The organism is Micromonospora sonchi, from assembly GCF_014646235.1.
Lineage (GTDB): Bacteria > Actinomycetota > Actinomycetes > Mycobacteriales > Micromonosporaceae > Micromonospora > Micromonospora sonchi.
Genome location: NZ_BMNB01000002.1, coordinates 256,160 through 270,560 on the forward strand (window position 1 = coordinate 256,160; position 14,401 = coordinate 270,560).

At 68.6% G+C, this 14,401-nt stretch carries 8 protein-coding genes; 2 read left to right on the plus strand and 6 right to left on the minus strand.

Features of this window, described 5'->3' with window-relative positions; genetic code table 11:
* Positions 1–130: 130 nt before the first annotated feature.
* Together IEY61_RS03340 and araB are read right to left on the minus strand one after the other, a co-directional pair.
* Positions 131–805, minus strand: a complete 675-nt coding sequence (locus tag IEY61_RS03340) for an L-ribulose-5-phosphate 4-epimerase (protein ID WP_189040719.1) — start codon at positions 803–805, stop codon at positions 131–133.
* Positions 802–2,484, minus strand: coding sequence for a ribulokinase (araB, locus tag IEY61_RS03345; protein ID WP_189040720.1), 1,683 nt, complete (start codon positions 2,482–2,484; stop codon positions 802–804). The genes IEY61_RS03340 and araB overlap by 4 nt, the downstream gene beginning before the upstream one ends.
* Before the next feature lie 1,049 nt (positions 2,485–3,533).
* On the opposite strand from araB, the gene IEY61_RS03355 reads away from it, so the two are divergent.
* Positions 3,534–5,183, plus strand: coding sequence for a glycoside hydrolase family 27 protein (locus IEY61_RS03355; RefSeq protein WP_189040722.1), 1,650 nt, complete (start codon positions 3,534–3,536; stop codon positions 5,181–5,183).
* A gap of 124 nt (positions 5,184–5,307) precedes the next feature.
* On the opposite strand, the gene mmsB is transcribed toward IEY61_RS03355, so the two are convergent.
* The 3 genes from mmsB to chvE all read right to left on the minus strand — a co-directional run bounded on the left by mmsB (position 5,308) and on the right by chvE (position 9,332).
* Positions 5,308–6,558: a multiple monosaccharide ABC transporter permease gene (gene mmsB / locus IEY61_RS03360; RefSeq protein ID WP_189040723.1), complete on the minus strand. Its 1,251-nt coding sequence runs from the start codon at positions 6,556–6,558 to the stop codon at positions 5,308–5,310.
* Positions 6,555–8,093 (minus strand): multiple monosaccharide ABC transporter ATP-binding protein, encoded by a 1,539-nt coding sequence (gene mmsA / locus IEY61_RS03365; protein WP_189040724.1) that lies wholly within the window; start codon positions 8,091–8,093, stop codon positions 6,555–6,557. The genes mmsB and mmsA overlap by 4 nt, the downstream gene beginning before the upstream one ends.
* Before the next feature lie 102 nt (positions 8,094–8,195).
* Positions 8,196–9,332, minus strand: coding sequence for a multiple monosaccharide ABC transporter substrate-binding protein (gene chvE, locus IEY61_RS03370; RefSeq protein ID WP_308424543.1), 1,137 nt, complete (start codon positions 9,330–9,332; stop codon positions 8,196–8,198).
* A gap of 508 nt (positions 9,333–9,840) precedes the next feature.
* Between chvE and IEY61_RS03375 the strand changes: the two genes are divergently transcribed.
* The gene (locus IEY61_RS03375; protein WP_189040725.1) at positions 9,841–11,148 is read left to right on the plus strand and encodes a hypothetical protein; all 1,308 of its coding nucleotides are present in this window, start codon (positions 9,841–9,843) and stop codon (positions 11,146–11,148) included.
* Positions 11,149–11,346: 198 nt separating this feature from the next.
* On the opposite strand, the gene IEY61_RS03380 is transcribed toward IEY61_RS03375, so the two are convergent.
* Positions 11,347–14,352, minus strand: a complete 3,006-nt coding sequence (locus IEY61_RS03380) for a glycoside hydrolase family 95 protein (RefSeq protein WP_189040726.1) — start codon at positions 14,350–14,352, stop codon at positions 11,347–11,349.
* Between the last annotated feature and the right edge of the window lie 49 nt (positions 14,353–14,401).

A 14,401-nucleotide genomic window follows, 5' to 3' on the forward strand; every position in this document is an offset into this window, starting at 1 on the left:
CGATACTCCTCGGGATGGAATTGCGGTGAACACCGCCCGCGACGTGCCGGGTGGTGGTTGCTGATGGTGCGGATCTTGTGTGTGGTGGTGCGGGTTCGAATCGCGGGTCGCCGGTGGCCCGTGATCCGGGCTAGGAACTCGGTGCAGGCGAGGGACGTTGGCCGTAGACGTTCTGGTAGCGGTCGTACAGGGCGTCGACGTCGGCCTGCGCGATCGGTACCGGTTGCCCGAGCGCCCGCGCCAGGTGCGCGGTCCGGGCGACGTCCTCACACATCACCGCGGCCTTGACCGCGGCCCGGGCGGTCGGCCCGATGGTGAAGACGCCATGGTTACGCATCAGCACCGCCGGCGAACGGTGCCCGGTGAGGGTGCTGACGATCCCCTTGCCGATGTCGTCGCCGCCGATCAGCGCGAACGGGCCCACCGGGATCTCCCCGCCGAACTCGTCTGCCTGGGCAGTGAGATAGCAGGGGATCGACTCGCCACGCGCCGCCCAGGCGGTCGCGTACGTGCTGTGGGTGTGCACCACCCCGCCGACCTCGGGCATGGCGCGGTAGACGTAGGCGTGCGCCGCCGTGTCGCTCGACGGTGACAGGTCGCCCTCGACCGGTACGCCGTCGAGGTCGCAGAGCACCATGTTGTCCGCCGAGAGGTCGTCGTAGTCGACGCCGCTCGGCTTGATCACCATCAGATCGCGGCCGGGCACCCGCGCCGAAACGTTCCCGGCCGTCCACGCCACCAGTCCGTAGCGGGTCAGCTCGCCGTGCAGGCGGGCGACGGTCTCCCGCAATTCACGCTCGGTCATACGACCACCTCCAGCGCGGTCTCGTGCTGCGACGCGGCCGACTCGACGGCCGCATTCCGGATCGCCCGCAGGCGCAGCATCACGTCGTTGCCGCCACGACCGAAGTGGTCGTGCAGCGTCCGGTACTCGGCGTAGAGGGCGTCGTACGCGCGTGCCCGGTCCGGGTCCGGCCGGTAGACGGCCTCGTGCACCCGGCCCATCGCCTGCGACGCCTCGTGGATCGAGGGATAGGCCCCGGCCGCCACCGCGGCGTGAATGGCCGAGCCGAGCGCGGGCCCCTGAGCGGAGCCGATGATGCCGAGTGGCCGGTTGGTGACGTCGGCGTAGATCTGCATGAGCAGCTCGTTCGACGTGAGGCCGCCAGCGACCACCAGGTCGTCCACGTTCACCCCCGCCTCGACGAACGCCTCGATGATCATGCGGGTGCCGTACGCCGTCGCCTCCAACAGAGCCCGGTAGATGTCCTCCGGGCGGGTGGCCAGCGTGAGCCCGACAATCATTCCGCTGAGGTCGTGGTTGACCAGCAGCGACCGGTTGCCGTTCCACCAGTCGAGGGCCACCAGCCCGTGGGCGCCGACCGGCTGGGCGGCGGCCAACTCGGTGAGCCGCTGATGCGAGGCCAGCTCCGCCGGAGCGGCGTGCTTGACGAACCAGCCGAAGATGTCGCCGACACCGCTCTGCCCGGCCTCGTAGCCCCACGCGCCGGTGCTGATGCCACCGTCGACGACGCCGCACATTCCCGCCACCTCGGCCGGGTGCGCGCCGTTGACCACGTGACAGGTGGAGGTTCCCATGATCGCCACCAGCCGACCCGGCGCGAGTGCCTGCGCGGAGGCGGCGGTGACGTGGGCGTCGACGTTGCCGACCGCCACCGCGATCCCCTCCGGCAGACCGGTCCACGCGGCGGCCCGCGCAGTCAGCTCGCCGGCCTTGTCGGCCAACGGCAGCAGCGGACCGTCCAGTTTGGCCACGAAGTCGCCGAAGTCGGGGTTCAGCGCGGTCAGGTAGTCCGTCGACGGGTACGCGCCGTCCTGGCGGATGCCCTTGTAGCCGGCCGTGCAGACGTTGCGGGTCTCGACGCCGCACAACTGCCACACGATCCAGTCGGCGGCCTCGATGAAGCGCTCGGCCCGCCGGTATACCTCCGGGTCCTCCTCCAGGAGTTGCAGGCCCTTGGCGAACTGCCACTCGGCGGAGATCTTGCCGCCGTACCGCCCGATCCACGGCTCGCCACGCTCGTGGGCCAGCGCGTTGATCCGGTCGGCGTGCGGCTGGGCCGCGTGGTGCTTCCAGAGCTTCACCCAGGAGTGCGGGCGCTGACGCAACTCCGGCACCTCGCACAGTGGAGTGCCGTCGGCAAGCGTCGGCAGGACCGTGCAGGCGGTGAAGTCGATGCCGATTCCGATGACGTGCTGGGGATCAACGCCGGCTGCGGCCACCGCCGCCGGTACCGCCTGCCGCAGTACCTCGCGGTAGTCCTCGGGATCCTGCAGGGCCCAGTCGGGTGGCAGGGGCGTGCCGCCGTCCGGCAGGGCGGAACTGATGACCGCGTTGCGGTACTCGTGCACCGCGGTTCCCAGCTCGGCCCCGTCCCGGATCCGGACCACCAGAGCCCGCCCGGACAGAGTCCCGTAATCCACCCCGACGACGTACCGGTCGCCCGCTTCGACACCGCTCATCTTCACCTCCGGCCGATGACGGACCTAATTGTTAGCGCTCACATCCCGCGTCGTCAAGACACCCGCCGGCAACAGCTCCGTAACGGAGTGCAGCCCCGGCGGTCGCACCCGCCTTCAGCCCCGAGCCGGCGATCGATCGCTCTCGACGGCCTGCCGGACGGTCGACGCGGCCGGAATCGTAGTCGGAATCCGCCCCCACGGGGTACCTGCGCCGCACGCTGCCCCACCCCGGGCCAGTGAAAGACCAGGCCAGACCGGAGGTACGCCGGGCAGCCGGACACCTGTCCGGTTCAACACGCGGGACTGGACGATAAACAGATGTCGCCGCGACCCGACCGGACCCGGACCACCGCGACGAGCTGTATGTCCTGCTCATTGGAGGCCGGACAGCGAGGCGAGCGGCCGACCAGCGTGGACGCCGACGTCACAGGCTGCGGTCGACCGGAGTCGGCGCGACGCCGGAGCTGCGGAAAGCCTTACCTGGCACGGGTTCCGGAGCGTTGCCCGCGTCAGCTGGACGCGAACCCGAGGGCCGCCCGAGGATAGGCTCGACGGCCGCCGAGCGGTCGCCCCCGGCGGTATCTCGGCTCCGCGCCGACGCATATTAGCGTTAACAATCCTCGATCCCGGAACGGGTCAGATCAACCCGACCCACGTCCATCCGATCAGACCCGGGCCGGCATTCGCCGCCACCCGAGCCGATTGACATGCGACTTCGGCATGTGGCGGTGAGCCTCTGGCGTCTGCCGAAGCCGCTGCACCAGCCCATAACGACCGTGGGCGATTTACAGGATTGGATGTCAGCGATAACATCCATGGCATCGATGCGTCCGGTGCCCGGGTGCGGCGCCCACGTCACCAGGCCGACGCCGGCGCGACGACAGTGCCGGCCGACGCGATCCCCGGGCGGACCGTCGGCGGCAGGCGTCCCCGCCACGGCCCGGTTGCTTCGTTCATCCGGGCGAGCAGGCCCACCTCCACGACGCCTGGACCCATCCCGACAGCTCGACAGCCGACGGCTGTCTGCCCCGTGACCCGAGGAGGATCGAATGCGCGCACGACCACGATGGTTGGCCGCCCTGAGCGTTCTGATACTGACACTCACCGCGTTCGTCGTCGACGGAATCCACTCGCCGAAACCCGCCCAGGCGCTCAACAACGGTGTGGCCCGCACCCCGCCGATGGGCTGGAACACCTGGAACACCTTCGGCTGCAACATCAACGAGACACTCATCCGGCAGATGGCCGACACCATCGTCAGCACCGGCATGCGGGACCTCGGCTACAAGTACGTCGTCGTCGACGACTGCTGGTTCAACCCCAACCGCGACGCGCAGGGCAACCTCCAGGCCGATCCGGGACGTTTCCCCAGCGGTATGAAGGCCCTCGGCGACTACCTGCACGGCCGTGGCCTGCTCTTCGGCATCTACCAGGTGCCCAGGGAAAAGACCTGCGCCCAGTACTTCGGCGCGTGGCCCGGCGCCACCGGCAGCCTGGGACACGAGTACCAGGACGCCCGGCAGTTCGCCGCCTGGGGGGTCGACTTCCTCAAGTACGACTGGTGCTCGCCCTGGGGCACCATCAACGACCAGATCGCCGGGTTCTCCCTGATGCGCGACGCCTTGGCGGCCACCGGTCGACCGATCGTCTACAGCATCAACCCGAACAGCATCCACGAGAAGACCGGTCCGCAGCGCAACTGGGGCGACATCGCCAACATGTGGCGGACCACCGAGGACATCACCAACGCCTGGAACACCGGCCAGACCAACGGCTACCCGATGGGCATCCAGAACATCGTCAACGTCACCGTGCCGCTGGCCTCGTACGCCTCCCCGGGCTCGTTCAACGACCCGGACATGCTCGTGGTCGGCAACGGCGGTATGAACGACACCGAGATGCGCAGCCACTTCGCCCTCTGGGCCATCATGGCGGCGCCGCTGATGGCGGGTAACGACATCCGCAACGCCAACGCGGCGACGATGAACATCCTGCGGAACCAGAATCTCGTCGCGATCAACCAGGACCCGCTGGCGGTGCAGGCCGTGCAGGTCTCCAACGACGGCACCCGCCGGGTGCTGGCCAAGCGGCTGGCCAACGGCGACGTGGCCGTGGCCCTGCTCAACCAGGGCAGCTCCACCACCACCGTCTCCACCACGGCGGCGGCGATCGGCAAGTCCGGCAGTTCGTTCACCCTGCGCGACGCCTGGACCGATGGCACCTCGACCACCAGCGGCGCGATCTCCGCCAGCGTGCCGGCGCACGGCACGGTGGTCTACCGGGTCAGCGGCGGCGGGACGACCGACCCGCCGCCGCCCACCACCTTCCGGCTACGCAGCGAGTCGTCCGGCCGGTGCCTCGACGTCAACAACAGCGGCACCGCCAACGGCACCGCGACGCTGATCTGGGACTGCCACAACAACAGCAACCAGAGCTTCACCCAGAGCGGCCAGGCCCTCCAGGTGCTCGGTAAGTGCCTCAACATCTCGACGAGCGCCACCGCCGGCACCCCGGTGCAGATCTGGGACTGCAACGGCGGCACCAACCAGCAGTGGACCTTCAACGGCAACGGCACCATCAGCAGTGTCCGGTTCCCGAGCCTCTGCCTGGACGTCAACAACAACGGCACCGCCAACGGCACCACCGTCATCGTCTGGACCTGCCACACCGCCGCCAACCAACGCTGGTCCCGCGTCTGATCCCCGCCCCGCCCGTCGGTCCTGCACTTTCTGTCGCTCGCGAGGACCGCGCGACATCACACCGGAAGTGCAAGATCGACGGTGCGTGGGGGCGGCGAGTGTTAAGAAGGGGCCCTTCCTTACATCAACGGGTCGCGCCGGCGCGGCGTTTGTTGTAGACGTCGAAGGCCACGGCGACGAGCAGCACGAGCCCCTTCACCACCGACTGCAACGACTGGTCCACGCCCATGAGCTGCATGCCGTTGCTCATCACAGCCATGATGAGACCGCCCACCATGGCGCCCACCACGGTGCCCACCCCACCGGTGACCGCCGCGCCGCCGATGAACGCGGCGGCGATCGCGTCCAGCTCGAACATGTTGCCGGCGGCGGGCTGCGCGCCGTTGGACCGGGACGAGAAGATGATGCCCGCCACCGCGGACAGGAAGCCCATGTTGACGAAGATCCAGAAGTTGACGGTCTTGACCTTCACGCCCGACAGCATCGCCGCGGAGAGGTTGCCGCCGATCGCGTACACCTGCCGGCCGAACACGGTACGCCGGGTGAGCAGGCCGTAGACGAGCACCAGCGCGGCGAGGATGATCAGCACGATCGGCAGGCCCCGGGCATTCGCCAACTGCCAGGCGAACCACATGACCACGGCGCCGACCAGTGCCATCCGCGCCACGAACAGCGCGAACGACTCCACCGGCTGCTGGTAGCGGATGCGGGCCACCCGGGTGCGGAAGCAGCTCACCACGTAGCCGGCCACCGCGATGGCACCGATGAGCAGGGTGAAGGCGTCGTATCCGGCGCCGCCCATCAACCCGTTGAGGAAACCAGCCGCGATCTTGTTGTACTCGGCCGGGAACGGCGAGAGCGAGATGTTGTCCAGCACCCGCAGGGTAAGACCGCGGAACAGCAGCATGCCCGCCAGGGTCACGATGAACGCGGGGATGCCGACGTAGGCCACCCAGAAGCCGTGCCACGCGCCGACCGCGAGCCCGACGGCCACCGCCGCCAGCACGCCGACCCACCAGGGCTGCCCCTGCCGGATGACGACCACCGCGGAGACCGCGCCGGTCAACGCCACCACCGAGCCGACCGACAGGTCGATGTGACCACCGATGATCACGATGACCATGCCGATGGCGAGCACGAGGATGTACGAGTACTGCAGGACGATGTTGGTGATGTTGCCCGGGCTCAGCGAGAGACCGTCGGTCAGGAACGCGAAGAGCGCGACGATGACGACGAGGGCCACGAAGATGCCGCTCTGCCGCAGGTTGTTCAGGATCAGCGTACGGGGATCGCTGGTGCCGACGTGCAGCGCGGCGGCGGGGGCATTCTCGGCCGGCTTCGTCTGCGCCCCCGAGGAGGGCTTGGTGCTGGTCATCGCGCGGGTTCCTTGTCCTTCGCCATGAGTTCCATGAGCTTCTCCTGGGTCGCCTCACCGACCGGCACCACGCCGGTGATGCGTCCCGCCGACAGCGTGTAGATGCGGTCGCACATCCCCAGCAGCTCGGGCAGTTCGGAGGAGATGATGATGACGGCCTTACCGGCGGCCACCAACCGGTTGATGATCGTGTAGATCTCGAACTTCGCCCCGACGTCGATACCGCGGGTCGGCTCGTCCAGGATCAGCACGTCCGGGTCGGTGAAGAGCCACTTCGACAGGACGACCTTCTGCTGGTTGCCGCCGGAGAGCTTGCCCACCACGGACAGCACGGTCGGCGCCTTGATGTTCATGTCACGCCGGCTCGCCTCGGCGACCCTGGTCTCCTCGTTGTCGTGCACCCAACCGAAGCGGGCGAGCCTGCGCAGGCCGGCCGAGGAGACGTTGCTCCGGATGTTGTCGATCAGGTTCAGCCCGAAGCGCTTGCGGTCCTCCGTGGCGTACGCGATGCCGTTGCTGATCGCCTCGGCGACCGAGCGTGCCCGGACCTGCCTGCCGTGCATGTACAGCCGGCCGGTGATGTCCCGACCGTACGAGCGACCGAAGACGCTCATCGCCAGCTCGGTACGTCCCGCGCCCATCAGCCCGGCGATGCCGACCACCTCGCCGGCCCGTACGTCGAGGTTGGCGCCGTCGACGACCAGACGGTCCTGCGTCGGATGCCGCACGGTCCAGTCCTCGATGCGCAGCACCTCCTCGCCCGGCGTGCAGTCCCGGTCGGGATAGAAGCTGTCCAGGTCCCGGCCGACCATCCCGCGGATGATCCGGTCCTGGGTCACCGCGCCCGAGCGCATGTCGAGCCGTTCCACCGTCCGGCCGTCGCGCAGCACCGTGGTCGAGTCGGCGATCGAGGTGATCTCGTTGAGCTTGTGCGAGATGATGATGCAGGTGATGCCCTGGTCGCGCAGCCGGCGCATCAGGTTGAGCAGGTGCGCCGAGTCGACGTCGTTGAGCGCGGCGGTCGGCTCGTCCAGGATCAGCAGCCTGACCTTCTTGGACAGCGCCTTGGCGATCTCCACCAACTGTTGCTTGCCGACCCCGAGCTGGACGACGGGCGTCACCGGGTTCTCGTGCAGCCCGACCGAGGCGAGCAGCTCGGCGGCGTCGGCGTTGGTGCGGTTCCAGTCGATCAGGCCGCTGCGGCCCCGGCGTTCGTTGCCGAGGAAGATGTTTTCGGCGATGGAGAGGTACGGCACCAGGGCGAGCTCCTGGTGGATGATGACGATGCCGTGCTCCTCGCTGTCCCGGATGCCGCGGAAGTCCACCGGCTTGCCGTCGAGGAGGATCTCCCCCTGGTAGCTGCCGGCGGGGTAGACGCCCGAGAGCACCTTCATCAGCGTGGACTTGCCGGCGCCGTTCTCACCGCAGATGGCGTGGATCTCTCCACGCGCAACGGCCAGCGAGACGTCCTGGAGCGCCGCCACCCCTGGGAAGGTCTTGGTGATGCGACGCATCTCGAGGATGTGGTCGCTCATGATCACCGTCCTGCGGTCTATTCGTCGTGTGGGGCAGAGTAACCAATCCAGAAAGGAGCCGGGCTCGGCGGCGGGCACCGCCGCCGAGCCCGGCGCTCACCGTCAGCTCTTGGCCTGGCCGGCGGCGACCTCCTCGGCCGTGAAGTACTCGGAGTCGATCAGGATCGGCTTGATGTCGTCCTTGTAGACGGTCTGCACCGGCAGCAGGAACGAGGGAACGACCTTCTTCCCGTTGTTGTAGGTCTCGGTGTCGTTGGCCTCCGCCGTCTTGCCCTGGAGGAACGCCTCACCGGCGATCACGGCCTGCTCGGCCAGCAGACGGGTGTCCTTGAAGATGGTGGAGTTCTGCACCCCGTCGTTGATCAGCTTGACCGAGGCGATCTCGGCGTCCTGCCCGGTCACCACCGGCATCTCGCCGGAGCCGCCGTAGCCGGCGTTCTGCAACGCGGTGATGATGCCGCGCGACAGGCCGTCGTACGGCGACAGGACCCCGTGCACCTTGGCGCTGTCGTTGTAGCTCGACGTGAGCAGGTCCTCCATCCGCTTCTGCGCGCCCTCCTGCTGCCAGCGCAGGATCGCCACCTGATCGATCTTGGTCTGCCCCGACTTGACCTTCAGCGTGCCGTCTTCGATGAACGGCTTGAGGGTGTCCATCGCGCCGTTGAAGAAGAAGTGGGCGTTGTTGTCGTCCAGCGAGCCGGCGAACAACTCGATGTTGAACGGGCCCTTCGCGTCGCCCTTCGCGCCGTCCTTGGTCTGCACGCCGAGCCCGACCAGCAGCGCGGTGGCCTGCGCGACCCCGACCTTGTAGTTGTCGAAGCTGACGTAGAAGTCGACGTTCGGGCTCTCCCGGATCAGCCGGTCGTAGGCGATGACCGGGATCTTCGCGTCGGCCGCCGCCTGCAACTGCCCGCTCAGCGCGGTGCCGTCGATCGCCGCGATGATCAGCACGTTGGCACCCCGCGTGATCATCTGGTCGACCTGCTGCGACTGGGTGGGGATGTCGTCGCCGGCGTACTGCAGGTCCACCTTGTAGCCCTTGGCCTCCAGCTTCTCCTTGACCGAGTTGCCGTCGGCGATCCACCGCTCGGAGGTCTGGGTCGGCATCGAGACGCCGATGGTCAGGTCGGCGGGCTTGTCACCGTCGTTCCCACCGCTGCCGGCCCCCTCGCCACTACAAGCCGCCATGCTGAGCGCCAGCACGGCGCTGCCGAGAACGGCCAGGACTCTTCTGCTCACTGGCTTCCCCAATCTGGAACTCGCGCCGTCGGTCCGGTTCGCGGGTCGCACTTGGAGGCCAAGTGTTAGCGCTCACAATGGCCAGGTCAACACCTGGCGTGACATCCAGCGGTCACGGTCTCGTAACGAACAAACCGCTCCCCTGACCAGCCGGATCACCGCAGGTCAGGGCGGTGTCGGTGAGACAGCGCGCCGGACGGTGAACGCCTATCGAGACGAGACGATACACCACATCCGACGGTCGGTGGCGCACCGCGATTTCGCCGGCACTTTCGGCGACGGAGCCCGGGCTCGCGCCGAACGGGCGACCGGATCAGCATATTTCGGGTCGGTCCAGGCACCCCGAATCGGCGTTTCCGGTGCGTCACGGGCGTGGCCTTGACATCGGAAGCCCTGGAGCAGATGCTCTGCTAAATCAGTTTAGCGACCGTTGCCGCTACACCATCCCACCGCCGGGGCGCGAGACGACGGTGTCCGGTCAGAACGGACGCGTCGACAAGGAGGACCAATGAGACTGCGAAGGACCCTGATCGCCTTCGCCGCAGTGCTGGCGATCGCCTCGTCCGGCACGGCCTACGCCGCGTCGAAGGGCCAGGGCGCCACCGACGGCATCAAGAGCATCACGCCGATCACCACGGTCTACACCTACGGGCAGAAGGTCTCCGCGGTCGCCGTCGAGTACGAGCAGACGGTCAACCCCCGCATCCTGGACAACTCGACCTTCTCCGTCTCGGACACCAAGTACAACTTCCGCTTCAACCCCATCGAGGACCTGCCGAAGCTCGCCGAGCGGACGATCACCCACACCTACACCAACGACGCGCCCACCTCTCGCGCCGACCGCAGCTCGGTGCCGGGTCGGTACGTCATCGTCGAACTGGACCCGGACGAGAACCTGGGCTGGACGGTCGTCCTCTCCAAGTGCCCGACCTTCCTGTGCCACGTCAAGGTGAACAGCGACCTGCCGACGCAGGTGGTGCAGCGCAAGGACGTGCACGCCCAGCCGGGCAACGGCAAGGGCAAGGGCCCGGTGCTGGCCAAGGCCACGCCGAAGGTCTCACGTGGGGTCACCGAGAAGGCCGTCAACCTGCTCGTCGACGACTTCCAGTACGGCTCCTACCTCAACGCGGGCGTGGTGCTGCCGTACCACTACCACCTGCCGAAGAACTACCAGCCGGGCAAGAAGTACCCGCTGATGGTGGTCCTGCCCGGTCACGGCATGGGCTGGGACGGCGACAACCTGGGCGTCCAGATCGCGGCCGACATCCCGGCGACGGCCTGGCTCCAGTCCAGCTGGACCGGCAGTACCGAGGACGTCATCGTGCTGGCCCCGCAGAACCAGCGGGTGGGCCTGCCCGCCGAGGGCGACCTGCTGATCAAGCTGGTCGAGCAGTTCACCAAGGACTTCGCGGTGGACACCGAGCGGGTGTACGCCACCACCGTCTCGTACGGCTCGCAACTGCTGTGGGAGGCGTTCGCCAAGCGCCCCGACCTGTTCGCCGCCGGCCTGGTCACCGGTGGTTTCCAGGTCAGCGCCGACCAGGCGAAGGCCATCGCCGCCGGCGAGGTCCCGCTCTGGATCACCCACGGCGTCAACGACCACCTGCTCAACATCTCGCTCGCCCGCAACTCGAACGCCGCGCTGCGGTCGGCGTACGAGACGCAGGGCAAGACGCCCGAGCAGATCGCGGACCTGCTGCACTACACCGAGTACGGCGACGAGGCCTTCTCGCTGCCCGACCACCACGCCGCCTACGGCCCGACGTACGAGGACAGCAGCATCCTGCAGTGGCTGCTGGCCCAACGGAAGGGCTGACGGGCCGCACGGCCGGAACGTCCTGATCACCCCCGGTCGGGTTCGCCGGGCGCGACACCGAACGTCGCGCCCGGCGAACCCACCAGGGTCGGCGGGCACGCGGCGATCATGCACTTGTGGTCGCCAAAATGAGCATCTCGCGGCTTATGCGGCGACCAAAAGTGCAAGATCGCGGGGGCACGCCGGGGCTGCGGCGCGTCAGGCGCCGATCGCGATGGCGAAGATGTGCATCGTCGGCACGTTGGCCGCGGGACGCGCGCTGATGTTGGGCAGTTCCACCCGGGCCACCGGCTTGTTCTGCAACGCCACCCCGACGTAGTAGACGCAGGCGGAGACGTTGTGCCGCTGGTTGCCCGGCCGGTTCTGGTACGCCATCACGATGGCGGCGGTGGCACCGGAGTGCGGCCCGCCGTACCAGTCCGGGGTGCTGAGCGTGAACGTCTGCCGGGTGCCGTCGGCGTAGACCACCGCCGCGGTTCCGGACACCGCCCCGTAGGTGCCGGTCGTGAGGAAACCGAGGGTACGGCCCGTGCCGGACACGCCGATGGACTGCCCCGAGGCGATGGCGTTGTCAGCACCGCCCGGAGCCACGTTGGGCCAGCGGAAGTTGACCCCGTTGCGGCTCACCGTGCTGCCCGGCGTGACGCCGGCCTGGGCGAGGGCCTGGGCGGAGAGCGTGGCCCCGGCGCCGTCGAAGTTGCCGGCACCGGTGTTGGTGTCGTTGGTGGTGCTGGCGTTGGTGAAGCTCTGCTCCAGGGGCGGCGCGGTGGGGCCCGGATCGGAGCCGGAGCCGGTGACCCGGTAGGTGCGCCCCGCCGCCACGGTCACCTCGATCAGGTCGTTCTCGATCCGGGTGGTCCGGGCCGGAGTGCCGTCGGCGGTGTCGACCACGGTGTGGTTGCCGGTGAACAGCCGACCACGCAGCCGGACGGTGCCGGCGCGGTCCGGCCGGACGAGCACCTCGGTGGCCTGGCCGTTGCTCCAGGTGATGCCGACGGTGTGCCCGCCGCGGGCCCGCAGGCCGCTGACCTGACCGCTGGGCCAGGCCGGCGGCAGGGCCGGCAGGATGTGCAGTTCGCCGATGTGGCTCTGCAGCAGCATCTCCGCGATGCCGGCGGTGGCGCCGAAGTTGCCGTCGATCTGGAACGGCGGGTGCAGATCGAACATGTTCGGTGCGAGCCGGGCCGGGGTGGCCAGGAACCGGATCAGGTCGTGGGCCCGTTTGCCCTCCTCCATCCGGGCCCAGAAGTTGATTTTCCAGGCGAGGGACCAGCCGGTGCCGTCGTCGCCGCGGATCTCCAGGGTGCGGCGGGCCGCCTCGAACAGCTGGGGGGTGCCGCGCTTGGTGATCTGGTTGCTGGGGGCCAGGCCGTAGAGGTGGGAGACGTGCCGGTGGTTGCGTTCGGTCTCCACCCAGTCGTACAGCCATTCCATGATGTTGCCGCGCGAGCCGATCCGGTTCGGGGCGAGCCGGTCGCGGGTGGCTCGGACCTGGGCCCGGAAGGTGGCGTCGACGTTGAGGATCTCGCTCGCCCGGGCACACCCGTCGAAGAGGTCCCGCAGGATCTGGTTGTCCATGGTGGGCCCGGCGCAGATGGAGGCGTCGGCGTGGTGGCCGATCTCCGGCGAGTTCGACGGGTTGGTGACCAGGTATCCCAGGCTCGGCTCGGTCACCAGGGTGTCGAGGAAGAATTGGGCGGCGCCCTTCATCGCCGGGTAGTTCGCCCGCAGGAACTCGACGTCGCCGGTGAACAGGTAGTGGTCCCAGATCAGGGTGGCCAGCCAGGCGCCCCCGGTCTGCCACATGCCCCAGAACGCGCCGTCGACCACGGAGGTGGCCCGCCAGGCGTCGGTGTTGTGGTGGGTGACCCAGCCACCGGCGCCGTACTGCACCTGGGCGGTACGGGCCCCGGCGACCGCCAGATCTCTGATCAGGTCGAAGACCGGGGCGTGGCACTCCGACAGGTTGGTGGTGTTGGCCGGCCAGTAGTTCATCGGCAGGTTGGCGTTGATGGTGTACTTCGAGTCCCACGACGGGGTCAGCGAGTCGTTCCAGATGCCCTGGAGGTTCGCCGGCTGGGTGCCGGGACGCGAGGACGAGATCAGCAGGTACCGGCCGAACTGGAACAGCAGCGCCGAGAACTGCGGGTCGTTGACGTTGTTGTGTTGGGAGATCCGCACGTCGGTCGGCTGGTCGGCGGCGGCGGTGCGCCCCAGGTCGAGGCTGACCCGCCCGAAGAGAGCCTGGTAGTCGGCGACGTGCCGGGCGCGCAGCTGGTCGTAGCTGCTGGCCCGGGCGGCGGTCAGGTGCCCCCGCGCGATGCCCTGGTAGTCGCCACCGACGTTGCGGTAGTTGACGTAGCTGGAGCCAATCGACACCAGCAGGGTCACGCTGTTGGCGCCGCTGACCCGCAGCGTGCCGCCGGAGCTGGTCACGGTGCCGCCGCTGACGGTGGCGTTGGCCAGCGTGAGGAAGCGGACCGCGCCGGTGACGCCCTCCTGGTTGCCGGAAACGCCGTCGAGGGCGATCGTGGTGCCGTCCGGGCTGGACACCGAGGTTCGCTGCGGACTGTCGAAGGTGGCGGTGAAGCTGATCGAGCCGGTCCGGTCGGCGGTCAGCCGGATCGCGATGACCTGGTCCGGCGCGCTGGCGAAGACCTCGCGCTGGAACCGCACCCCGTTCTGCACGTACGTGACCGAAGTCGTCGCGGTGGTGAGGTCCAACTGCCGGTTGTACTGGGAGGCGCTGCCCGAGGGGAAGGTCAGCCGGAGGTTGCCGACGGTCTGGTACGCCAGTTGTCCCACCGGGTTGCCGAGCATGTTCTGGTTGACCAGGTTCTGGGCCTGGGTCCACTGGTTCGCGAAGACCAGTCGCCGGATCTCCGCGAGCGCGCCCCGGCCTCGGGAGTTGCTCGGGTCGTGCGGTCCGCCGGCCCAGACGGTGTCCTCGTTGAGCTGCAGCCGTTCCGTGTCGACGTTGCCGAACACCATGGCGCCGAGCCGGCCGTTGCCGATCGGCAGCGCCCGCAGCCAGTCGGTGCCGGCGGCCTTGTCGTACCAGAGCGCCAGGTCGCCGGCGGCCAGCACCTGTGGCGGTGCCGCCGAGCCGGCCCGGGCCGCGGCGGTCCAGGGCAGCGGCAGCAGGGTGCCACCCGCACCCGCCGCGCCGATCTTGAGAGTCTGTCGTCGGGTCAGGTCTGACATCGATCCTCCAAGCGGTGACCGATCCGGCCACCCGAAGCCCGAAGCCCCA

Bases quoted from the DNA above. Each gene is read 5' to 3' on its own strand.
- IEY61_RS03380 (WP_189040726.1), bottom strand. From the start codon at position 14,352: ATGTCAGACCTGACCCGACGACAGACTCTCAAGATCGGCGCGGCGGGT.
- IEY61_RS03375 (WP_189040725.1), top strand. From the start codon at position 9,841: ATGAGACTGCGAAGGACCCTGATCGCCTTCGCCGCAGTGCTGGCGATC.
- IEY61_RS03355 (WP_189040722.1), top strand. From the start codon at position 3,534: ATGCGCGCACGACCACGATGGTTGGCCGCCCTGAGCGTTCTGATACTG.
- IEY61_RS03340 (WP_189040719.1), bottom strand. From the start codon at position 805: ATGACCGAGCGTGAATTGCGGGAGACCGTCGCCCGCCTGCACGGCGAG.
- mmsA (WP_189040724.1), bottom strand. From the start codon at position 8,093: ATGAGCGACCACATCCTCGAGATGCGTCGCATCACCAAGACCTTCCCA.
- araB (WP_189040720.1), bottom strand. From the start codon at position 2,484: ATGAGCGGTGTCGAAGCGGGCGACCGGTACGTCGTCGGGGTGGATTAC.
- mmsB (WP_189040723.1), bottom strand. From the start codon at position 6,558: ATGACCAGCACCAAGCCCTCCTCGGGGGCGCAGACGAAGCCGGCCGAG.